We start from the raw sequence: 22,177 nt of genomic DNA, 5'->3' as shown, positions 1-22,177 counted from the left end.
GCGCTTTCAACATCAACTTTCGATCCCGCGCCGCCCGCCTGTCTCAGCCAGCGTTCGGCGAGCGTGCGGCCGTCCCTTGCGCGCTGGCTCTTGTCGTGGCGGAGGGCCGACAGCCTTGCTCGCAAGTCAGGGTTGCGGCCGCCTAGACCCGGTTCGGACAGGACAAGCGCGATCATGGCAGCCGTGAAACCGAGGTCCCGGTCCACACCTTCCAGCACCATATGCGCAAGGCGCGGATGCAGCGGCAGGTTTGCGAGCGCCTTGCCCTGGTCTGCAAGGCGGCCCTCGGCGTCGATGGCATGAAGATCCTGCAGCAGCGTCTTCGCCTCGTTCCAGGCAGCCTGCGGCGGCGGATCGGCGAAGGCGAGGCTCGCCGGGTCGAAAGTGCCCCAGGCGGCGAGGTCCAGAACCAGACCGGTCAGATCGGCTTCGAGAATTTCCGGGCTCTCCGCCTGCGGCAGGGCGCTCGTCTGGGCCTCGTCCCAGAGCCGGTAGCAGACGCCTGGTTCCGTCCGGCCCGCGCGGCCCCGGCGCTGGTCGGCGGAAGCTCTTGAGACGCGGACGGTTTCAAGGCGGGTCAGGCCGGTCTGCGGTTCAAATTTCGGCCCCCGGGCAAGGCCGCTGTCGATGACGACGCGCACGCCTTCAATGGTCAGAGAGGTCTGGGCGATGGCGCTGGAGAGCACAACCTTGCGGGACCCTTTGGGCGCGGGCCGGATGGCCTCGTCCTGGGCCCTGGCATCCAGTCCGCCATAGAGAGGGGCGACGTGGCAATCGGCGGGAAGTTTTCCGGTGAGCATCTCAGCCGTGCGCCGGATTTCCCCCTGGCCGGGCAGGAACACGAGGACGGAGCCGGTTTCTTCTCTCAAGGCCTGCTGGACCGCGCGAACGGTCTGCGGTTCGATCCGCTCGTTCGGCGCACGGCCCAGATAGCGGGTTTCGACGGGAAAGCTGCGGCCCTTGCTCTCGATCACCGGAGCATCGCCGAGGAGGCGCGATATCCCGGCGGCGTCCAGCGTCGCTGACATCGGCAGGAGGCGCAGGTCGTCTCGCAGGGCCGACTGGACGTCGAGGGCCAGCGCGAGGCCGAGATCGCCATCAAGAGAGCGTTCGTGGAATTCGTCGAAGAGAACGGCGGCGACGCCCGTCAGTTCCGGGTCGTCCAATATGAGCCGGGTGAAGACGCCCTCGGTGATGACCTCGATGCGGGTCTTGGCGCTGACCCTTGTCTCCATGCGCACCCGGTAGCCGACAGTCTCGCCGGGTTTTTCACCAAGTTCACCTGCCATGCGCCGGGCGGCGGCACGGGTGGCGAGCCGGCGTGGTTCCAGAACCAGGATCTTGCCGTCTCCGCGCCATGAAGCGCCCAGAAGCGCGAGCGGAACACGGGTGGTCTTGCCCGCTCCGGGTTCAGCCACGAGCACGGCGTTGGTATTGCTCTCAAGCGTCTGAAGCAGCTGCGGCAGAACACCGTCGATGGGCAGGGGAGTCCCGAATTCCGGGGGGCTTGCCATCGGCTCAAGCCTTGGTGGCTGCCCCGGCCCAGTGCCTGCCCTGCATGTCGACGGCAAAAGCTTCGGGCGTTCTGGCGAAGGACGCGAGGCCTTCCAGGGCGGGGTCGGGGTGGCGGACGATGAACGTCGGGATCTTGGCCATCAGGGCCTCATGCGGGGCCTTGGCCTCGAAAGCGGCGCGAAAGCCGCCATCGGTCAGGAAGCGGGTGATCCGGGGTGTGACGCCGCCGGTGAGGTAAACCCCGCCTCGGGCCAGCACGGTCAGGGCAAAGTCCCCCGCCACGCGGCCAAGGCCGCGCGCAAAGACTTCAAGTGTCTTGACCGCCACCGGATCGTTGTCTTCTGCCGCCTGCGTTATGCTGGCTGCGGTTTCGAACATTCGGTCTGCCTGCAGGTAAGCGGAGATGGCGCGGGCAAGGCGCGGCAGGCCGGTGCCGCTCAAAAGCTGTTCGGCGCCCAGCCGTCCCCCGACGCGCTCGATGTGCGGCCAGATCTCAAGGTCTTCCGGCGTGACCGGGCCGAGCTCCACATGTCCGCCTTCCCCGGGAACCGGGATCCAGGTATCCGAGGCATAGATCATTGCCGCGGCGCCGAGGCCTGTTCCCGGGCCCAGCACGAACTTGGCACTGGCATCACGCACGGCTCCGGCGCCCATCTGCTCGATGTCGCTGCCGGTATAACCGGGCAGGGCCAGAGCCTGCGCTTCGAAGTCGTTGAGAACCACCACTTCCTGAAGGCCGAGGTCGGCAATCATTTTCAGGGGTTCGATCACCCAGGCGGCATTGGTCAGCGGAATGGTGTCCCCGGTCACCGGACCGGCTACCGCGATAATGGCGGTCCGGGGCTTGATGTCCGTCTCAGGGAAAACCGCTTCCCGGATCGCGGAAGAAATATCCGGATGACCGGCGGTCGCCGTCTTGCCGCACATGCGCGTCGGCGCACCGGGCTTGTCGACGAGGGCGAAACGGGCATTGGTCCCGCCGATATCGGCGACCAGAACCGGAAAGGCAAAGGATTTTGTATCGATTGAAAAACTCATGATGCGGTGTGGCCCACTTCAGGGGTCTCGGACGTCGTCTTGAGGCCGGTGAGGCGGGCGGAGCGAAGCAGGATGTCGGCCGTCGCCGGGTTGAGCGCCATCGGCATGTCATAGACAAGAGCCAGACGCATCAGCGCCTTGACGTCGACATCATGGGGCATGGGGGACAGCGGGTCGACGAAGAAGAGGAGACCCTGCAGCCTGCCTTCGGCAATCATGGCGCCGATCTGCTGGTCGCCACCGAGCGGTCCGCTTTTCAGCCGTGTAATGGTGAGATCGGGACAGGCTTCCAGAATGCGCCCGCCGGTCGTGCCCGTCGTGACCAGATCGAACGCCGCAAGCTTGTCCTCATGGCGCCTGGCGAATTCGACCATGGCGTCTTTCTTGGCGTCGTGGGCAACAAGAGCAAGCGTCGGGGTGGCGGTCATTCAGGATCCTCTCTGCGAAGCAACAGGCGGCGGGGACGTGTTTAGCCGCAAAGAGGGCTGTGCGCAAAGGAAGATATGCCCAATATGTGCTCAAGCGCATCATGAAATGTTCTTTTCAGGCAAAATTTCAAAGCGCTTTGGATTTACACCTGCGGCAAACAGCGGGCAGAGAAAAGCCGCGTTCCGGAGCAGAACGCGGCAGGAGGCAAGGAGAGGAGACGTGACTTTCAGTCGAACAGATCGCAGCGGATCGGTTCGCGCCCGGCGACGCGCTGGAAGTAGGGGTCGGGCTCGGGCATGTGCAGCCCGGCGATTTCCATGACCAGCTTCATGCGGATCGCATCCGCGAAGCCTTCCTGCGAGCGCACCGGAATGGCAAAGGAGCCCGGACCGCCGATCACGCAGTCTTCGTAGTAGTGATCGAGGTTGAGCATTGCCTGCCAGGTGTTCTTGTTGGATTTCATCATCAGCGGCAGGCCATTGATCGTGACGCCCGTTGCGACCATGCGGTCACGCATTTCGGTTACGGAGCCGCCCTGGTTGTTGGGGCCGTCACCGGAAATGTCGATCACCTTGCGCAGGCCCTGATACTGGTTGCTCTGGACCAGTTGCACCGATTTTTCCAAGGCGGAGGCAATCGATGTCCGCTGAACCTGGCGCAGGGGAGCTTCGGCGATGGTGTTGGCAAAGCGCGTGGCCGAATTCGCATCCTGGATCACCGTCCAGTCCGCAACGATGAAGTGTTCGTCGACACCGCCCCATTCCATATAGGTAACGGCAACGCGGCCGATCGGACCGACCTGGATGGCATCAAGGAATTCCCGGGACGTCAGGGCGGCAACATAACCGGCGCGCTGCACTTCCTGTTCCTCGGTATCCATGGACTGGGAAATGTCGACCGCCAGAACGAGTTCCACGTCCACTTCGTTGGCCGGGTCATAGTTGTATTGGGTCGAAGCTATCAGGGCCGGGCGGAAATCCCGGGCCGACGACGGTGCGGCAAGAAAGAGTGCCACACAGAAGATGGACAGTGTCTTCGCGACTGTCAGTGCACAGTGTTTCGTCATGTCGAGACGCATTGTTTTTCTCCTTACGGCAGCCTTGCGGCTGAGGTGTCACGTCTCCCCAGTTTTATTTTGATACTTAACTTCTTATCTTTTCGTTCCTCGTGATTCTTGACTAGGCACTGGCGAATGCCTTGGTTAAGCTCGGTTATTTACTTAGCAAGCTATATGCCAAATTTACCGGAGTTTCCCCGATCTGGCAAAACCCAATGCGCACGCAGTGCATGTAATCCACAGATGGTGCGTTTGCTGCCGGATTTCCAGGCAAATATTTCCCAGTCATGTTCTTGAATTCTCATGCGTTTATGTAAGATTTTGATTTTGAATGATTTTCTGAATCGGGAAAAGTTTCAAATTTTCTTGAGTAAATTCGTGAGAGGAATCTCTGAGAAATTTTCAATCATTGAAAATATTCTCAAAATCATCTCTGCATTTGGTATTTTGTCCTTTATATGCATTGAAATCTCTACGGAAATTCTCCTCAACCTTATAAACGAGCATTCATGTCCGATCTTGAGTAACTGTATGCTTTATTGTGAGATCCGATCGAGTTTACTTGCTCGTTCAAAGTACCGGAAGTTGTTCTGGAGTGACGGGGGTGGTGGTAAATTTCCCGATACCGGGTTTGGGCTGCCGGTTCGCCGCCATTTCCAGCTCGACTGCCCGGGAGTGCCATTTTCGCAATAAGTCGGCCATTTCGGCAAAAGCTGCCGGGTAAATAGGCAAAAAATGCCGGTCTTGCCTAAAATTTAATCGAGATCCGGCAAAATCTGCCGCCTTGCATGGGTTAGTATCAAAGGTGATTTCTACTTCGGGGTGTGGCCGCAGGCCGTCATCAGCCGGCTGGATGGGCCATATCACGTCGCCTCGGCGCCGTTCTTCAGGAAGCCCGGACCAGCCAGCAAGGCGTGGAATGCGCAGGGAATGGCCCCAAACCACCTGTTTTTTTAGTTGACGGAAGCCGCCCGGCTGGTCATGATCTGAATAAATTCTCACCTGGTGAAGAATTTTTCGGCTTCTCCCGTCTCAGGGGCGAGGCCGGGGAGAAGAACAGGCTTCGAAAAGAGGCGAGGTGTAACGGGCAGGTCCGCGAGGCGATGTTCGTTTGAGGGGAAGGTTTCGGCGCCGTATGCAGACGCGTGACGACGATTGGACATCCTATATGGCCATCCGGGCAGCGTGGCTTTCCTTTGTCGGTGGCCGCACGCAGGGAGAGATCGCTACCCAGCTCGGCGTCTCTCCGGCGAAGGTGCACCGTCTGATCGCGCATGCGCAGAAGGCCGGCTATGTGAAGTTCCAGGTCGACGGCCGCCCCCGGGAATGCCTTGAGCTGGAAAAAGAACTCACCCAGTACTTTCATCTCACCAACTGCATCATTGCGCCGGACCTTGGCGGCGGAGACGATGACAGCGCGCTCAGGGCCGTGGCCGTCTCTGCTTCCCAGTTCCTGACGGGCCTTCTGTCGGGGACGAATGTTTCCCGTCTCGGCGTCGGCATGGGGCGCACGCTGACCGCGGCGGTCGAGGCGCTGCCGAAGATCGCCAGGTCCGACCTTGAAATCATGTCGATCTGCGGGTCGCTGACGCGCACGCTCGCCGCCAACCCCTATGACATCGTTCAGAAGATGCAGGAGCGCACGGGCGGCATCGGCTATTACCTCCCGGTTCCCTATTTCGCTGAAAACCAGGACGAAAAGGCGATGTTCCTGACACAGCGCAGCGTGCAGGACCTGATGGCGCGGGCGCGTCAGTCCGACGCCTTCCTGATCGGAATCGGTTCGGTAGAGAACGAGGGGCATCTCGTCCAGCGTGGCATGATTTCCAAGCAGGAACAGGAAAACCTTCTGTCAGGCGGTGCCGTCAGCGACCTGATGGGACGATTTTTGACGATAGACGGAAAATTGGCTCCGGATCCACTTGGAGATTGCGCCGTCGGGCTGCATTTCGACGAAGTGCGCGGAGCCAGAGTGATTGCGCTGGTGGGTGGGGAAAGCAAGGTGGATGCCACGCTTGCCGCCCTGCGTACCGGTGTCATTACCGATCTTGTGGCGGATGAGACCCTTGCGAGGGCTTTGAGCGAACGGGTCGGATTGAAGCTGGCGCAGTCCGCATGATGCGGCTGGGTCAGGAGGGGAAACGGGCCGGCGCTTGAAGCGGGCCCCCGCATGTCGGAGGACATATACGTGAAAAAGTTTCTTACCATCGGCACCGCGCTTGCCGGAATGGCTTTCTCGATCGCAGCCGCCGCGGCGGCTGAAATCAAGCCCGCCGTGCTTTACGACCTTGGTGGCCGTTTCGACAAATCCTTCAATGAAGGTGCCTACAACGGCGCCGAGAAGTTCAAGGCGGACACCGGCGTCGAATACCGCGATTTCGAAATCCAGAACGACAGCCAGCGCGAGCAGGCCCTGCGCAACTTCGCCAAACGCGGCATGAACCCGATCGTTGCCATCGGGTTCTCCCAGGCCAATGCGGTTGAAAAGGTCGCCAAGGAATTCCCGGACACCCAGTTTGCCATCGTCGACATGGTCGTGGATCTGCCGAACGTACGCTCCGTCCTCTTCAAGGAGCATGAAGGTTCCTACCTCGTCGGCATGCTGGCCGCGATGGCCTCCGAAACCGGCAAGGTCGGCTTCGTGGGCGGCATGGACATTCCGCTAATCCGCAAGTTTGCCTGCGGCTACAAGCAGGGCGTCATGGCTGCCAACGCCGACGCGGAAGTCTTCGAGAACATGACCGGCACCACGGGTGCAGCCTGGAACGATCCGGTCAAGGGCGGTGAGCTGGCCAAGTCCCAGTTCGACCGCGGCGCCGACGTTGTCTATCACGCGGCCGGCGGCACCGGTCTTGGTGTTCTGCAGGCAGCCGCCGACGCCGGCAAGCTCGGCATCGGCGTCGACAGCAACCAGAACGGCCTGCATCCGGGATCCGTTCTGAGCTCCATGCTGAAACGTGTCGACATTGCCGTCTATCAGGCCTTTGAAGATGCCAAGAACGACACCTGGTCTTCCGGCTTCGAGGTTCTCGGCCTCAAGGAAGGTGGCGTCGACTGGGCGCTCGACGACAACAACGCCGAGCTCGTCAACGATCAGATGAAGGCGGCTGTCGAAGAAGCCACCCAGAAGATCATCTCCGGCGAAATCGAAGTTCACGACTACATGGCCGACCAGTCCTGCCCGATGTAAGGCAGGCCCGACTGAGCCGACCTCCGCGCCCCGGCGCGGAGGTCTTAATGCCGGAAATTTGACCGCTCAAGTTTGTGGGGACCGGATGATCCGCATCACGACAGGTGTTTTATCCGCGGTGTTTGCTGCCGCGCTGACGGCGACCGCGGCGCTCGCGGAGCCTGCCATCGTCTATTCGGTCGGCGGCAAGTTCGACGGATCCTTCAACGAAAGCGCCTTCAGCGGCGTGAAACGGTTTCAGAACGAGACCGGCGACACGGTTCGCGAATTTGAACTGGAGCGGGGTTCCCAGTCTCTTCAGGCCCTGCGCAATTTTGCCAGCCGGGGCAACGATCCCATCGTGGCCATTGGCTTCAACCAGGCCAATGCACTGGGCCAGGTGGCGCCGGAGTTCACGGAAACGAATTTCGCCATCGTCGACATGGTGGTCGACCAGCCCAATGTGCGCTCCTATGTCTTCAAGGAGCATGAGGGGGCCTATATCGGAGGCCTGCTGGCGGCCATGGCGTCGAAAAGCGGCACAATCGGTTTTGTCGGCGGCATGGACATTCCGATCATTCACCGGTTTCTGTGCGGCTACAAGCAAGGCGCGCTTGCCGCCAATCCGGACATCAAGGTCGTCTTCAACATGACCGGCGACACGCCGGCCGCCTTCGCCGATCCGGTCCGGGGCGGCGAGCTGGCGAAAAGCCAGATCCAGCAAGGTGCGGACGTCATCATTCAGGCGGCCGGCGGAACCGGCCTCGGCGTGCTGCAGGCGGCGGCCGATGCGGGCGTGCTCGGCATCGGGACGGACAGCAATCAGAACGGACTTCATCCGGGCAAGGTGCTTACCTCGATCCGCAAGCGTGTCGACAATGCGGTCTACGACAGCTTCCGGTCTTCAGAAGCGGGGACTTTTTCGCCTGGCGTCCAGGTGATGGGACTGGCCGAGGGCGGCATGGACTGGGTGCTGGACGAGAACAACAGGATCCTCGTCACCGCCGACATGAAGGCAGCGGCCGACAAGGCCGTCGCGGGTATTTCCGATGGAACCATCAAGGTTCATGACGTCGTCAGCGAAGGCGCCTGTCCTTTCTGACGAAGGCAGCGTGCGTCGCAACAGGCGAAAGCAAGACCAATGAAAAACAGATACCGTCAGGCCTGGGGGAAGGCATGAGCGAAACGCCGGCAATCGAACTGCGCAAGATCAACAAGCGCTTTGGCCAGGTTCACGCCAACAAGGACATCGACCTTGTCGTGAAAAAGGGCTCCATTCACGGAATCATCGGTGAGAATGGCGCGGGAAAGTCCACGCTCATGTCCATTCTTTACGGCTTCTATCATGCCGACGACGGCGACATCTTCGTCGACGGCAGCAAGGTGACGATTGCGGACTCCAAGGCCGCCATCGGCATGGGGATCGGCATGGTGCACCAGCACTTCATGCTGGTGGACAATTTCTCCGTCCTGGAAAATGTCGTGCTGGGCGCGGAAGACAGCGCCATGCTGGCCGGCGGTCTTTCCCGCGCACGCACCGAGTTGAAGCGTCTGGAGGATGAATATGAGCTGCGTGTCGATCCGGATGCCCTCATTCAGGATCTGCCGGTCGGCCTGCAACAGCGGGTGGAAATCCTGAAGGCCCTTTTCCGCAGCGCCGAGGTACTGATTCTGGACGAACCGACGGGCGTGCTGACCCCGGCGGAAGCCGATCACCTCTTCAAGATCCTCCAGGTGCTGAAGAGCGAGGGCAAGACGGTTCTTCTCATCACCCACAAGCTGCGCGAGATCATGGCGGTGACCGATACCGTCTCCGTCATGCGCCGCGGCGAGATGGTGGCGACCCGCGAGACGAAGAACACCTCCATGGAGGAACTCGCCGAACTGATGGTCGGGCGCAGCGTTCTGCTCAGGGTCGACAAGAAACCGGCCGAACCCAAGGCTCCTGTCCTGGAAGTGGAGAACCTCACGGTCACCGACAGCCGTGGTGTTCAGGTGGTCAAGGATGTGAGTTTCAGCGTCCGGGCCGGTGAAATCGTCGGCATTGCCGGCGTTTCGGGCAACGGCCAGTCGGAACTTCTGGAGACGCTCTCCGGCATCCGGCGGGCGACCCGGGGCACGCTGAAGATCGGCGGCAAAACCATAGATCTTGGCACCAGTACGCTGGATGCCGCGGACATGCGGGCCCTGAGCATGGGCCATGTTCCGGAAGACCGGCATCGCATGGGTCTGATCAACAGCTTCTCCGAGTACGAGAATTCCATCCTCGGCTATCACCGCGATCCGGCCTATTCCAAAGGGTTTCTGATGGACCTCGGCGCGATCCGGAAGAACGCCGTCGCGGAGATCGAGAAATACGATATCCGTCCGCCCAATCCGCTTCTGAAGACCGCCAATTTCTCCGGCGGCAACCAGCAGAAGATCGTGCTCGCCCGCGAAATCGAGCGGGATCCGGAGATCCTGCTGGTGGGCCAGCCGACCCGCGGCGTCGATATCGGAGCCATCGAATTCATCCATCGCCGCATTGTCGAGCTGCGCGATGCGGGCAAGGGCATCTTGCTGGTCTCGGTGGAACTCGATGAAATCCGTTCGCTTTCCGACCGGGTGCTGGTGATGTTCGATGGCGAGATCGTCGGCGAACGCGGTGCCAATGCGGATGAAAACGAACTCGGCCTGCTGATGGCAGGTGTCGAAGACAATAAGAACGCCGTCGAAGGAGTCGCCCAATGAGCGCCGGTCAGCTCCCACACTGGGTCGAATACGGCCTGATCCCCTTCCTGAATCTCGCTGCGGCCTTCCTGATCTCCGGACTGGTCGTGATGCTGATCGGTGAAAACCCGCTCGATGCCGTCCAGATCCTGCTCTGGGGCTCGCTCGGTTACGCGGAAGGATTCGGCTTCACGCTTTTCTATGCGACCAACTTCATTTTCACCGGCCTTGCCGTGGCTGTCGCCTTCCATGCCGGCCTTTTCAACATCGGCGGCGAGGGGCAGGCCTATGTCGGGGGGCTTGGTGTTGCCATCGCCTGCCTTGCGCTGGACCACTACGTCCCGTGGTACGTGACACTGCCGTTCGCGATCGCCGGTTCCGCCATTGCAGGCGCCGCCTGGGCCTTCATTCCGGCCTGGCTGCAGGCAAAGCGTGGCAGCCACGTCGTGATCACCACCATCATGTTCAACTATATTTCCTTCTCCCTGATGGTGTACCTCCTGAACAACGCCCTGAAGAAGCCGGGGTCCATGCAGCCGGAAACACGGACCTTCGAGGTCGGAGGACGGATACCGTTTCTCAACGACCTCTTTCCCTCGCTTGGCTTCAGCTATGCACCGGTCAACCTGTCACTGTTCGTGGCGCTGGCCGCCTGCGTGCTGGTCTGGGTGCTGATCTGGCGCACCAAGCTCGGCTTCGAGATCCGCTCCTTCGGCGCCAATGCGACGGCGGCGGTCTATGCGGGCATCTCGCCGGTCCGCATCATTATCGTCACCATGCTGATCTCCGGCGGTCTCGCCGGGATGATGGCGATCAACGAGATCATGGGCTCCCAGCACCGTCTGCTGATCGACTTCGTCACCGGCTACGGCTTTGTCGGCATCGCCGTGGCGCTGATGGGCCGGGCCCATCCGGTCGGCATCGTTCTGGCCGCCGTCCTCTTCGGCATGCTCTACCAGGGCGGCGCCGAGCTGTCCTTCGAAATGCCGAATATCACACGCGACATGATCATCGTCATCCAGGGACTGGTGATCCTCTTTGCCGGTGCGCTTGAGCACATGTTCAGGCCTGCCATCGTCAGGCTGTTCACGCCCTCCCGGGCCCTGTCCGCAAAGGAGGCGTGACCATGTTCGAGACCATTATCCTCACACTCGACTCCACCCTCCGCGTCTCGACCCCGCTGCTGCTTGCGTGCCTGGCCGGCCTTTACTCAGAGCGCTCCGGCGTTGTCGACATCGGGCTTGAGGGCAAGATGCTGGGAGCGGCCTTCGGCGCCGGTGCCGTAGCCTTTCTCACGGCCAATGCCTGGCTCGGACTGCTTGCAGGCATTGCTGTTTCGGTTGGTCTGGCGCTCCTGCACGGATTTGCGTCGATCACCAACCGGGGCAATCAGATCGTCTCCGGTGTTGCCATCAACTTCCTGGCCGCGGGCCTGACGGCGCTGCTCGGGCAGACATGGTTCCGCGAAGGCGGCCGCACGCCGGCACTGCCCGAGGGAGGACGGTTTTCCGAAATTATCTGGCCCTTTGCCGAGCAACTGGAAAACGTGCCGGTTCTCGGGTCCATCTATTCGGAACTGCTGTCCGGCCACAAGATCCTTGTCTATGTCGCCTTCCTCGCGGTTCCGCTGACCTGGTGGGTGCTCTTCCGGAGCCGGTTCGGCCTCCGGCTGAGAGCGGTCGGTGAAAATCCTGCCGCTGTCGATACCGCCGGGATTTCCGTCACCTGGCTGCGCTACCGTGCCGTCATCGCCTGCGGCGTGCTCTGCGGCATTGCCGGCTCCTATCTTTCCATCGCTGCCGGTTCGGGCTTCGGTGTCAACATGACCGCCGGTCAGGGCTTCATGGCGCTGGCCGCGCTCATCTTCGCCAAGTGGAAGCCGTTCAACGCCATGTTCGCCTGCCTGCTTTTCGGTTTCCTCGATGCCGCGGGCACGCGTCTTCAGGGGGTTTCTCTCCCTGTCATCGGTGAAGTGCCGCTGCAGGTTTTCCAGGCGCTGCCCTATGTGCTGACCGTTGTCCTGCTGGCCGGTTTCATCGGCAAGGCGATCCCGCCGAAAGCCTCCGGCATTCCGTACCTCAAGGAGCGGTCATGAGCGATCTGAATGCATTGTTCGAGGCCGCCAGGGCCGTGCGCGAAAAGGCCTATGCGCCTTACTCGAACTTTCTGGTCGGGGCGGCCCTGCGCACGCCGGACGGCACGGTCTTTACCGGCTGCAACGTCGAGAACGCGTCTTATCCGGTGAGCGTCTGCGCGGAAGGCGGGGCGGTCAGCGCCATGATCGCGGCCGGACAGCGGCAAATTGCCGAGGCGGTGGTGATCGGGGACGCGGCACTTTGCACCCCCTGCGGCATGTGCCGGCAGCGGCTCAAGGAATTCGGCACGGACGGTCTGATCGTCCATGTCGCGGACTTAAACGGTATCCGGCAAAGCTTTACCATGGATGAGCTTCTTCCGGCTGCTTTCGAACTCGACGACAAGAAGGACTGACCCACAATGAGTGGTTTCGGCCGTGAATGCGCGGATATCGTCCGCGCCGCCCGTGAAGGCTCCTACAAGATTGGCATGATCCTCGGTTCCGGCCTCGGCGCGCTCGCCGAAGAGGTCGAGGATGCGGTGCGTATTCCCTATTCGCATCTGACCGAGTTCCCGGTCTCCACCGTGACCTCTCATTCCAGCGAACTGGTGGCGGGAGCCCTGGCCGGCGTGCCGGTGGTGATCCTGTCGGGCCGCGCGCATTACTATGAGAGCGGCGATCCGACCGTCATGCGCACGCCGGTGGAAACGCTGAAGGAACTCGGCTGCGAGATCCTGCTGGCAACCAACGCCGCCGGCTCCCTGCGCGAAGACGTGCCTCCCGGCTCGCCGATGCTGATCTGCGACCACATCAACTGGTCCGGAATGAACCCGCTGATCGGCGAAGAGGACGAGCGCCGTTTTCTCGACATGAGCACCGCCTATGATCCGGACCTGCGGGCCGCCATGAAGAAGGTTGCCGAGGAAACCGGCGATCCGGTGGCCGAGGGCGTCTACATGTGGTTCTCCGGCCCGTCCTTCGAGACGCCGGCGGAGATCCGCATGGCAAAGCTTCTGGGCGCGGATGCGGTCGGCATGTCCACCGTTCCGGAAGTCATCATGGCCCGTTTCCTGGGGCTGCGGGTTGCCGCCATGTCGATCATCACCAACTACGGTGCAGGCATGCAGTCCCATGCGCTCTCGCATGACGAGACCAAGTCGGTCGCCTTGCAGGGCATGGAACGCATGAAGGAACTGGTGCGGGCATTCGTAAAGGAAGCAGGCCAATGAGCGACATGATCGAAAACGCCAAACGGGCCCTCGGGCTTGTCGACCTGACCAATCTGAACGACGACTGTACGGCCGAAGACATAACAAAGCTGACGAACCGGACCGTGACCGATCACGGCTCGGTCGCCGCGGTCTGCGTCTGGCCGCGTTTCGTCGCCCAGGCGGTGAAGGAACTCATCGGAACCGGCGTGAAGGTCGCCACCGTGGTAAACTTCCCGCATGGCGGTGAGGACACTGACGCGGTGGTCGCCGAAACCCGGCAGGCAATTGCCGACGGTGCCGACGAGATCGATCTCGTGATGCCCTACAAGGCGTTCGTCGCGGGCCGCAAGGGTTTTGCCGAAGAGCAGATCATCCGGGTCAAGGCGGTGATCCCGGAACCGGCCATCCTGAAGGTCATTCTGGAAACGGGCGAGATCAAGGATCCGCTGCTGATCCATGCCGCCTCCAACGTGGCGATTGCCGCCGGTGCCAACTTCATCAAGACGTCGACCGGCAAGGTTCCGGTGAACGCAACGCTGGAAGCTGCCGAAATCATGCTGACGGCCATCGAGGAAGCGCGCCGCGAGGACGCGGAGCGAGTCATCGGTTTCAAGCCGGCCGGCGGCATCAAGACGAGCGAAGACGCGGCCGCCTATCTGGCTCTGGCCGACAGGATCATGGGACACAACTGGGCGTCCGCCTCGACGTTCCGCTTCGGTGCAAGCGGGCTTCTGGATGCTCTTATCGCGACGATCGAAGGCACCGAGTCGGAAGTCAATCAAGGGTACTGACCGTGTTACCGCAAGAACTCATCAGAAAGAAACGCGACGGCGGAACGCTGGACGCGACGGAGATCGCCTTCTTCGTCAAGGGCCTTGCCGACGGCTCTGTGACCGAGGGCCAGGTTTCGGCCCTTGCCATGGCAATCTTCTTCAAGGGCTTGTCCGTTGACGAACGCGTTGCTCTCACGCTTGCCATGCGCGACAGCGGCGATGTCATGGACTGGTCCGGCATCGACGCTCCGATCCTTGACAAGCATTCCACCGGCGGGGTCGGCGACAACGTCTCCCTGATGCTGGCTCCGGCGCTGGCCGCCTGCGGGGCCGCTGTGCCGATGATTTCCGGGCGTGGTCTTGGCCATACCGGCGGCACGCTTGACAAGTTCGACAGCATTCCGGGCTATCAGACCCAGCCGGACAACGCGCTGTTCAAGAAGGTCGTCAAGGAGATCGGCTGCGCCATCATCGGTCAGACCGGCAACCTGGCGCCCGCCGACAAGCGCTTCTACGCGATCCGCGATGTCACCGGCACAGTGGAGAGCATCGACCTCATTACCGCCTCGATCCTGTCGAAGAAACTGGCTGCCGGCCTGCAGGGGCTGGTGCTGGACGTGAAATGGGGAACCGGCGCCTTCATGGCAACGCTGGAAGAAGCGCGTGCGCTGGCTGAAAGCCTGGTTCTGGTCGCCAACGGTGCGGGCCTGAAGACGACCGCCCTGCTGACCGACATGAACGAGCCGCTGGCGTCTGCCGCCGGCAATGCGGTCGAGGTACAGAACGCGGTCGATTTCCTGAAAGGCACCGCCATCGACAACAGGCTTTGGGACGTCACGGTGGCACAGGGCGGCGAACTGCTGGCTTCGGGCGGCATTGCGGCAACGGCGGAAGCAGGCAGCGGCATGATGCGCGAGGCCTTCGAGAGCGGCAAGGCGGCGGAAAAATTCGCCCAGATGGTGCATGCGCTCGGCGGGCCGGCCGACTTCATGGAAAAGTGTGAGCTTTACCTTGCAAAGGCTCCGGTCGTGGCGCCGGTTTATGCCGAGCATGACGGTGTGGTCACTGGCGTGAACGCGCGCGCGGTCGGCGTCGCCGTGGTCGAACTCGGCGGCGGCCGGAAAGCGGCGGCCGACGTCATCGATCCGTCGGTCGGGCTGACCAGCCTTGCGGGCGTTGGCAACACGGTGGATGCGGATGCCCCGCTCGCCATTGTGCATGCCAGAACGGAAGAGGAAGCGGAACGGGCAGCCGTTGCGGTCCGCAATGCCTACACCGTCGGCCTTGCGGCCGATGTCGTCGACCGACCGAGCGTCGTCGATCGCATCGCACCGTAATTCAATTTACGCGCCGGGCGGACGTCCCGGTGCCTCTCCGGTTCCCGGCGGCCTGGCCCGCAGGAACCGGCAATAGCAAAACTTGAGGAGATGCCCATGCCTCGTGCAATCCTGTGCGTGCTGGACAGTTTCGGCATTGGCGGTGCCGCGGATGCGGACGCCTTTGGCGATGCCGGGTCCGATACCCTGGGCCACATCGCGGCACGTTGTGCGGCCGGAGAGGGCGATCGGGAGGGACTGCGCAGCGGTCCCTTGAGCGTTCCCAACATGGACCGGCTGGGCCTTGGGGCCGCAGGCCGTCTTTCCACCGGCAAGACGGTTCCCGGTCTCGATTTTTCCGGCGATCCGGAGGGCCTGTGGGGCTATGCGGCGGAAGTCTCCAACGGCAAGGACACACCATCGGGCCATTGGGAAATCGCCGGTGTTCCTGTCCGCTTCGACTGGGGTTATTTTCCGGAAACGGTGCCGACATTCCCTGAGGAACTGATCGCGAAAATCTCGGAAAAGGCAGGTCTCGACGGAATTCTGGGCGACAAACACGCCTCCGGCACCGTAATCATCGCCGAACTTGGCGAGGAACATCTGCGCACCGGCAAGCCGATCTTCTACACGTCGGCGGATTCCGTCATCCAGATCGCCGCCCATGAAGAGCAATTCGGCTTGGAGAAGCTCTACGAACTCTGCGAGATCACACGCGAATTCGCCGATCCCTACAACATCGGCCGTGTGATCGCCCGGCCGTTTACCGGCGAGAATGCGGAGACCTTCGAGCGGACCGCCAACAGGCGGGACTATTCGGTTCTGCCGCCGGAGGCGACCCTGCTCGACCGGCTGACCGCGGCAGGCCGCACGGTCTACGGCATCGGCAAGATCTCCGACATCTTTGCGCATCAGGGCGTGGCAAAGGTTCTGAAGGGCGCGGGCAACGACCAGCTCTTCGACAAGACGCTGGAGGCCATGGAACAGGCCGGCGACGGCGACCTGGTCTTTGCGAATTTCATCGATTTCGATTCGCTCTACGGCCATCGCCGGGATGTCGCCGGCTATGCCGCTGCCCTTGAACATTTCGACCGCCGCCTGCCGGAAATGCTTGCCAGGCTAAAGGAGGGCGACCTTCTCATTCTGACCGCCGACCATGGCTGCGACCCCACCTGGAAGGGGACCGACCACACCCGCGAACATGTGCCGGTGATCGCCACCGGTCCCGGGCTGCCGGGCCGGAGCATCGGCGGCAGGCCGACCTATGCGGATATCGGCGAAAGCATTGCCGCTCACCTGGGTATCGCCCAGGGCGCGAACGGTACGAGTTTTCTCTAGGGCTTTTGTCTGCTCCGACAGACTCATGCACAATGACGCATTCCCGGCCTGAAGGCCGGGCCATGCATCCGACCGCCCGCCACGTTTGAGGACCCGTCCGACATGAATGCTCCCGTCACGGTACCGAAGGCAGAATTGCACTGTCATATCGAGGGCGCCGCTCCGCCGAACCTGGTGAAGAGACTGGCAAACCAGCACGGCATGGATGTTTCGAGCGTTCTGAACGGTAACGGCAAATATGTCTGGTCGGACTTCACAACGTTCCTGAAAGCCTATGACGTTGCCAGCGGCGTCTTCAAGACGCCCGCCGACTATGCACTGCTCTCCGAGACCTATTTCCGCATGCTGGCCGCGGAAGGGGCGATCTACGGAGAGGTCTTCATTTCACCCGATCATGCCCAGGCGGCAGGCCTGTCCTACCGCTCCTACGTGGAAGGGCTGGCCGCCGGGATCGAGCGGGCGAAGGATGAGACCGCCATCGAAGGCCGCATGATCGCCATCGGTGTCCGGCACTTCGGCACCGCCTCCGTCGAGCGCGTGGTCAAGGAAGTGATCGGCAATCCGCATCCGCTGGTCACCGGCTTCGGGCTGGCGGGCGACGAACGCTCCGGTCATCCGGCGAATTTCTCCAAGGCGTTCCGCATGGCCTGCGAAGCGGGGCTTGGGACCACCGCCCATGCGGGCGAATTCGGCGGTCCGGACAGCATCATAGCCGCGCTGGATTTCCTGCGGGTCAAGCGGTTGGGCCACGGGGTCAGGGCGATCGAGGACAAGGACCTGGTCAAGCGTCTTGCGGACGAGGACATTGTGCTGGAAGTCTGCCCGGGTTCGAATGTTTCCCTGGGCGTCTACACCCACCTGCGCTTTCACCCGGTGAACCTTCTGCGCAAGGAGGGGGTGAAGATCACGCTCAATTCCGACGACCCGCCGTTCTTCGGCACTACGCTCGGCAAGGAATATTCTTCGGTTGCCAAGACATTCGGCTGGTCCTTCGAAGACCAGATGACGATCACCCGTACGGCCATCGAGGCCGCCTTCTGCGACGAGGCGACCCGGAACCGGTTGTTGGTTCGCCTGGACAGCGCCGTTGAGGACAGGGTGGGGGAGTGAGGGCACTTCCGCTTCGTGTCATTCCGGACAGGTGCAGCAAAAGCTGCGCAGAGCCGGAATGACGGGAAAGGTCTCCCTAGATATCTCCGCCCGTTTCATCCGTTTCCGAGCGCGGGTCGAGGCTGACGGTTTCAGGGGTCGTGATCTGGGCGGTTGAGACGGCGAGGACGAAGTCGGATTTCTCCGAAGCCGCGACAGGCGCCCTCTGGCGCATGCGCAGGAGCGCGAAGAGCATCATGGAAAGATGGGCGGCAGCCGTGACCTGGAAGAGGGCGCCCGGATAGGTGTAGGTCATCAGCCCCGATGCCAGCAGCGGCCCGACCATCGTTCCCGTGCCGAAGATCAGCAGAAGACCGCCGCTGATCCGGAGGAAGTCGCCCGGCTCCGCATGATCGCTCGCATGGGCGACGATCACCGGATACATGGAATAGATGACGCCGCCGAAACCTGTGATCAGCGCGATGGTTAAGGTCGGGCTCGTTCCGCCGAAAAAGGACAGGGTGGAGCCGAAAGTCATGGCAGTCACGGCGAGCCCCACGAGCACGAGGCGCCGGTCGAGGCGGTCGGAGAGCATGCCGACCGGGATCTGAATGAGTGCGCCGGCCAGTAGCGCAAGGCTCATCATGATGGCGATATCCGGCACTTCGAGACCGATGCGACGCCCGTAGACGGCGCCGAGCGTTCCGAAGGAACCGTTCGACACGCCGACCATGAAGACGGCGACGACAGCAATCGGCGAATTCTTCCAGAGTTTCTTCGGATCGAGCCTTGCCTGGGTCAGGGGCTGGGGCGAGGCCGCGGTCGAAAGGGCCGTCGGCAACAGGGACAGCGAATAGATGATCGAACCGAGTACGAAAAAGACATAACCGGTCGGGTCGCCGACGGTGAGCAGCAATTGCCCCGCCGTTGTCGCACCCAGATTGATCATGGTGTAAAGACCGAAAATGCGGCCCCGGGTTTGACTGGTCGAACGTTCGTTGAGCCAGCTTTCCACGATCATGGCAGCGCCGGAAAAACAGAAGCCGGTGACAGCTCTCAGGACGATCCAGACGGCCGCGTCCCTGAAGAGAAGATTGAGGAGGACGGTTATCGCGGCCAGCGAGGCGAGGGCGCCGAAGGTGCGCACATGGCCTACCCGCTTCACGATGACGGGGACGCCCAGGCAGCCGCTCATGTAGCCTAGCGCCCAGCCCGCGCCGAGCAGGCCGAGGGAGGCGTCGGAAAACCCTTGGGCAAGACCGGCCAGCGGCAGCAGGAGACCGTGCAGACCGCCTGCAAGCAGAAGCAGGCCGGATCCGGCGAGAAGAGCGGCAATCGAAACGACGGATGACATGTAAAATCCGGATGGATAGGGTGTCGGGACGGGATTTTTTTATTCCCGCAGTGGCCAATGCCGATCGAGTTTGACAAAACTATGGTGGATGTCTACGCGGACGTTCACCGGCTGTGACCGCAAGGGTCGCTCCAGCCAGTCTCTGATCTTTATCCGGACCTTTTCATGACCTCTTCAGAAACAACCCTGGCCCTGTTCACGCCGCAGGTTATCCGTGAAAGGGCACAGACGCTGCTTGCCCTGGCGGAGCAGGGCAAGCTGGCGCACGTCGAGGTCGATCCGGAAGGATTGGCCGATGTGCTGGTTAGCGTTCTCGAGACCACGATGGAAAACTATCCGGATCTTCAGATACCGCCCTATGGCGTGTGGCGCGATTTCGAGGCCGGTGGTATCGACCGCTGGGGGGCACTTGCGGGCGCGCGCGGTTTCGAGAGCGCGGAGGAGATGCTGGCCGCCACAGCCGATCTTGCCGTTCTCGGCACCATGCTGAAGACCATGCGCCCCGAAGGGTGGATTTTCGAAGACCCGATGACGGCAACCAGGGTTTCAGGCCGGCAGGCCTCGGCGCTGGCTGCGTTTCACATGTTCGCTTCCGGATCGTTTTCTTCCCAAATGTCGGATCCCTATCGGGTCGACGCCGAAACCCTGATCCGGCTTGAGCTCGAAGAGCTCGCCTCCGGTCTGCAGTGGGACCGGGAGGCGGATGCGGACCTGCTGGATGCCATGCAGCGCCAGCTGAAGCGCTTCGGCGAAGCGTTGGCCCTGCGGCCGGACCTCTTTGCGGACGGCGACGAGACCCGCCCGGGCCTGCTCGCAACGGGCCTTGCAAAGGATTGCGGGGGCGCGGTGGAAGCCGGGACCGTTCTCGACCGTCTCCTTGAGGCCCTCGCGCCTGTCTGGGAAGGCGGCGCGCAGGCAGGCGACATCCTGCTTGGCGACAGTTTCAGGCACAAGGGCCTGCCGGGAAGCGAACTGGAGCAGACGGTTCCGTTTCATCTGGCCGCGCAGGAGATGGTCTATGCGCTCGTCGAACCCTTTGCCTGGGCGGGGCTGGAGGTCAGCGGGCTGGAGGATCTGTCGGCGCCCGCCGACGACCGCCATGCCGCGCTGTTCCTGAGCAAGGGTGTCCTGAAACTGACCTCCGACGGCTCCGGCCTTTCTGCCGAGGCCGCACTGGAGCGGATGATCGAGGTGCGGGCAGCCGCGTCCGCGCTCACCGACCGGCTGGCAGGCCTGCTGCGCGCGGAATTGAATGTCCCTGCGGAACAACTGCCGCTCACCTGCATCCTGGAAGGCGGCACAAGCCGGACAGGGAGCGACTTCCTGAGCCGGGAGACCGGTGAGGCGGAAAAACTCGGGAAAATTCTCAACCCGGGGTCTGTTTTTTGGTTGCCGTTCGGGGCATAGGTCCCGAACATGGAAAATTATGAGACCGGTCCGAAACAGGCGGACCCATTTAAAAGAGAGGCAGTTATGTCCGGAGCCAATGTCATCAGCCATCCGCTGGTCCAGCACAAATTGAGCATCATGCGCGACAAGGCAACGTCCACGCAGGGGTTCCGTCGCCTGCTGCGCGAGATCTCCACGCTGCTGTGCTACGAAGTGACCCGCGACCTGCCGCTCGTCCGCCAGACCATCGAAACGCCGCTTGCCGAGATGCAGGCGCCGATGCTTGCCGGCAAGAAGCTGGTGTTCGCTTCCGTGCTCCGGGCCGGCAACGGCCTTCTGGAAGGCATGCTGGAACTGGTGCCCTCCGCGCGCGTCGCCCATGTCGGCCTCTACCGCGATCCGAAGACCCTTCAGCCGGTCGAATACTACTTCAAGGCGCCGGAAGACCTGAACGAGCGTCTGGTGATTGTCGTCGATCCGATGCTGGCAACGGCCAATTCGGCGATTGCCGCCGTCCAGAAGCTGAAGGAACGCGGTGCCAACAACATCCGTTTCCTCTGCCTGCTGGCGGCCCCCGAAGGCGTTGCCAAGTTCAACGAGATGCATCCCGACGTGCCGATCTTCACGGCGGCCATCGACGAAAAGCTCAACGAAAAGGGTTATATCGTTCCCGGTCTCGGCGATGCAGGCGACCGGATGTACGGTACGAAATAAGCCGGCAGGAAAATCCGGAACGAAAGCGCGGCTTTGTCCGCGCTTTTTTCTTGCGGAAGCGGGCAGAGCCTTTAACCTCGGTCCAAACGGGATGACTGCATGATCTTCGTATTCGGCTCAATCAATCTGGACATGGTCGTCGCCCTGCCTCGCCTGCCAAAGGCGGGGGAGACCGTCAGCGGGCCGGATCACCAGACATTTCCGGGCGGCAAGGGCGCCAATCAGGCGCTTGCCGCGCGGCGGGCCGGTGCAGAAGTGTCCTTGACCGGCGCGGTTGGCCGGGATGCCTTCGCGGAACTGGCGCTGGCCAACCTGCGCGCCGCGGGCGTTGATCTGCAAGGTGTGAGGGTCCTGGATGGGGCGACCGGTCTCGCCCTGATCGGCATCGATCCGAAAGGGGAAAACCAGATCATCGTCGCAAGCGGCGCCAATATCCGCGTCGAAGCGGACTGGCTTGAGGGGCGTGTGACGTCCGGCAGCACCCTTATGCTGCAGGGCGAAGCTCCGCTTCGGGAAATCCGCAAGGCGATGGGGATTGCCGGGCAGACAGGCGCTTCGGTTTTCTGGAACCCGGCGCCCGTGCCGCAGGATGACCTCATGGATTGTCTGGATCGGACGAATACGCTGGTCGTCAACGAGGGGGAAGCGGCCTATATTGCCGGAAAATTAGGCATGCCGGGCGAACCGGACAATTTCGCGCGAGACGGAGCTGCTTCCGGCCGGGCCGTGATCGTCACGTTGGGAAGCCGCGGTATTGTTGCCGCGAAGGGCGAAGGTCTGTTCCGCTTTGCCGCCCCGCAAGTCACGGCGGTTGATACCACCGGGGCGGGCGATGCGTTTTGCGGCGCCCTGGCGGCCGCCCTTGATCTCGGTCGGCCCTTTGATCGCGCGCTGAAGGAAGGGATGGCAGCCGGGGCGCTGGCCTGCACCGTGACCGGAGCTCAATCCAGCGCGCCGGACAAGGCGGAAATTGCCAGACTGGCAGATCAAATCGTCTGA

General features: G+C 62.2%; 21 protein-coding genes. 15 read left to right on the top strand and 6 right to left on the bottom strand.

The features are described from left to right. The 5 genes from hrpB to ACQY7U_RS07945 all read right to left on the bottom strand — a co-directional run. Window positions 1-1,514: ATP-dependent helicase HrpB (hrpB, locus tag ACQY7U_RS07965; protein ID WP_428643350.1), on the bottom strand; the 1,514-nt coding region annotated here is incomplete at its 3' end. A gap of 4 nt (window positions 1,515-1,518) precedes the next feature. Continuing rightward, window positions 1,519-2,553 carry an ROK family protein gene (locus tag ACQY7U_RS07960; RefSeq protein WP_428643349.1) on the bottom strand — a complete coding sequence of 345 codons (1,035 nt, stop codon included), beginning with the start codon at window positions 2,551-2,553 and terminating at the stop codon, window positions 1,519-1,521. Next, window positions 2,550-2,981, bottom strand: a complete 432-nt coding sequence (locus tag ACQY7U_RS07955) for a methylglyoxal synthase (RefSeq protein WP_428643347.1) — start codon at window positions 2,979-2,981, stop codon at window positions 2,550-2,552. Before ACQY7U_RS07955 ends, ACQY7U_RS07960 begins: the two co-directional genes overlap by 4 nt. A gap of 227 nt (window positions 2,982-3,208) precedes the next feature. Next, a complete protein-coding gene (locus ACQY7U_RS07950; RefSeq protein ID WP_428643346.1) occupies window positions 3,209-4,060 on the bottom strand; it encodes a DUF1194 domain-containing protein in 852 nt (283 codons plus the stop codon). 549 nt (window positions 4,061-4,609) lie between these two features. After that, window positions 4,610-5,041, bottom strand: a complete 432-nt coding sequence (locus ACQY7U_RS07945; RefSeq protein ID WP_428643345.1) for a hypothetical protein — start codon at window positions 5,039-5,041, stop codon at window positions 4,610-4,612. A gap of 133 nt (window positions 5,042-5,174) precedes the next feature. Between ACQY7U_RS07945 and ACQY7U_RS07940 the strand changes: the two genes are divergently transcribed. The 12 genes from ACQY7U_RS07940 (at window position 5,175) to ACQY7U_RS07885 (ending at window position 17,742) form a co-directional block, all read left to right on the top strand. Continuing rightward, complete coding sequence (locus ACQY7U_RS07940; protein ID WP_428643344.1) at window positions 5,175-6,158, top strand: sugar-binding transcriptional regulator; 984 nt, start codon at window positions 5,175-5,177, stop codon at window positions 6,156-6,158. A gap of 69 nt (window positions 6,159-6,227) precedes the next feature. Then, window positions 6,228-7,229 (top strand): BMP family lipoprotein, encoded by a 1,002-nt coding sequence (locus ACQY7U_RS07935; protein WP_428643343.1) that lies wholly within the window; start codon window positions 6,228-6,230, stop codon window positions 7,227-7,229. An 85-nt stretch (window positions 7,230-7,314) separates the two neighbouring features. After that, a complete protein-coding gene (locus ACQY7U_RS07930; protein WP_428643342.1) occupies window positions 7,315-8,310 on the top strand; it encodes a BMP family lipoprotein in 996 nt (331 codons plus the stop codon). Between the two features lie 74 nt (window positions 8,311-8,384). Beyond that, window positions 8,385-9,938 (top strand): ABC transporter ATP-binding protein, encoded by a 1,554-nt coding sequence (locus ACQY7U_RS07925; RefSeq protein ID WP_428643341.1) that lies wholly within the window; start codon window positions 8,385-8,387, stop codon window positions 9,936-9,938. After that, a complete protein-coding gene (locus ACQY7U_RS07920; RefSeq protein ID WP_428643339.1) occupies window positions 9,935-11,041 on the top strand; it encodes an ABC transporter permease in 1,107 nt (368 codons plus the stop codon). The genes ACQY7U_RS07925 and ACQY7U_RS07920 overlap by 4 nt, the downstream gene beginning before the upstream one ends. 2 nt (window positions 11,042-11,043) lie before the next feature. Beyond that, window positions 11,044-12,012, top strand: a complete 969-nt coding sequence (locus ACQY7U_RS07915; protein WP_428643338.1) for an ABC transporter permease — start codon at window positions 11,044-11,046, stop codon at window positions 12,010-12,012. Next, entirely contained in the window at window positions 12,009-12,407 is a 399-nt protein-coding gene (locus tag ACQY7U_RS07910; RefSeq protein ID WP_428643337.1) for a cytidine deaminase, read from the top strand. The genes ACQY7U_RS07915 and ACQY7U_RS07910 overlap by 4 nt, the downstream gene beginning before the upstream one ends. Before the next feature lie 6 nt (window positions 12,408-12,413). Next, on the top strand, window positions 12,414-13,223 hold the full coding sequence (locus tag ACQY7U_RS07905; protein WP_428643336.1) for a purine-nucleoside phosphorylase: 810 nt from the start codon (window positions 12,414-12,416) through the stop codon (window positions 13,221-13,223). Further along, window positions 13,220-13,996, top strand: a complete 777-nt coding sequence (deoC, locus tag ACQY7U_RS07900) for a deoxyribose-phosphate aldolase (protein WP_428643335.1) — start codon at window positions 13,220-13,222, stop codon at window positions 13,994-13,996. Before ACQY7U_RS07905 ends, deoC begins: the two co-directional genes overlap by 4 nt. A 2-nt stretch (window positions 13,997-13,998) precedes the next feature. Next, window positions 13,999-15,315 carry a thymidine phosphorylase gene (gene deoA, locus ACQY7U_RS07895; RefSeq protein WP_428643333.1) on the top strand — a complete coding sequence of 439 codons (1,317 nt, stop codon included), beginning with the start codon at window positions 13,999-14,001 and terminating at the stop codon, window positions 15,313-15,315. A gap of 96 nt (window positions 15,316-15,411) precedes the next feature. Beyond that, the gene (locus tag ACQY7U_RS07890) at window positions 15,412-16,632 is read left to right on the top strand and encodes a phosphopentomutase (RefSeq protein WP_428643332.1); all 1,221 of its coding nucleotides are present in this window, start codon (window positions 15,412-15,414) and stop codon (window positions 16,630-16,632) included. A 102-nt stretch (window positions 16,633-16,734) separates the two neighbouring features. Further along, window positions 16,735-17,742 (top strand): adenosine deaminase, encoded by a 1,008-nt coding sequence (locus ACQY7U_RS07885; protein ID WP_428643331.1) that lies wholly within the window; start codon window positions 16,735-16,737, stop codon window positions 17,740-17,742. Window positions 17,743-17,818: 76 nt separating this feature from the next. On the opposite strand, the gene ACQY7U_RS07880 is transcribed toward ACQY7U_RS07885, so the two are convergent. Further along, window positions 17,819-19,075 (bottom strand): MFS transporter, encoded by a 1,257-nt coding sequence (locus ACQY7U_RS07880; RefSeq protein WP_428643329.1) that lies wholly within the window; start codon window positions 19,073-19,075, stop codon window positions 17,819-17,821. A gap of 165 nt (window positions 19,076-19,240) precedes the next feature. On the opposite strand from ACQY7U_RS07880, the gene ACQY7U_RS07875 reads away from it, so the two are divergent. The 3 genes from ACQY7U_RS07875 to ACQY7U_RS07865 all read left to right on the top strand — a co-directional run bounded on the left by ACQY7U_RS07875 (window position 19,241) and on the right by ACQY7U_RS07865 (window position 22,177). After that, window positions 19,241-20,482 carry a DUF1688 family protein gene (locus tag ACQY7U_RS07875; protein ID WP_428643328.1) on the top strand — a complete coding sequence of 414 codons (1,242 nt, stop codon included), beginning with the start codon at window positions 19,241-19,243 and terminating at the stop codon, window positions 20,480-20,482. A 66-nt stretch (window positions 20,483-20,548) separates the two neighbouring features. Continuing rightward, window positions 20,549-21,178, top strand: a complete 630-nt coding sequence (gene upp, locus ACQY7U_RS07870; RefSeq protein WP_428643327.1) for a uracil phosphoribosyltransferase — start codon at window positions 20,549-20,551, stop codon at window positions 21,176-21,178. Window positions 21,179-21,277: 99 nt separating this feature from the next. Then, window positions 21,278-22,177: a ribokinase gene (locus ACQY7U_RS07865; RefSeq protein ID WP_428643326.1), complete on the top strand. Its 900-nt coding sequence runs from the start codon at window positions 21,278-21,280 to the stop codon at window positions 22,175-22,177.

Source organism: Roseibium sp. (assembly GCF_050301095.1).
Classification (GTDB): Bacteria; Pseudomonadota; Alphaproteobacteria; order Rhizobiales; family Stappiaceae; genus Roseibium.
The sequence above is the reverse complement of the archived record's forward strand: the minus strand, read 5'-3'. Positions and strand labels throughout refer to the sequence as shown.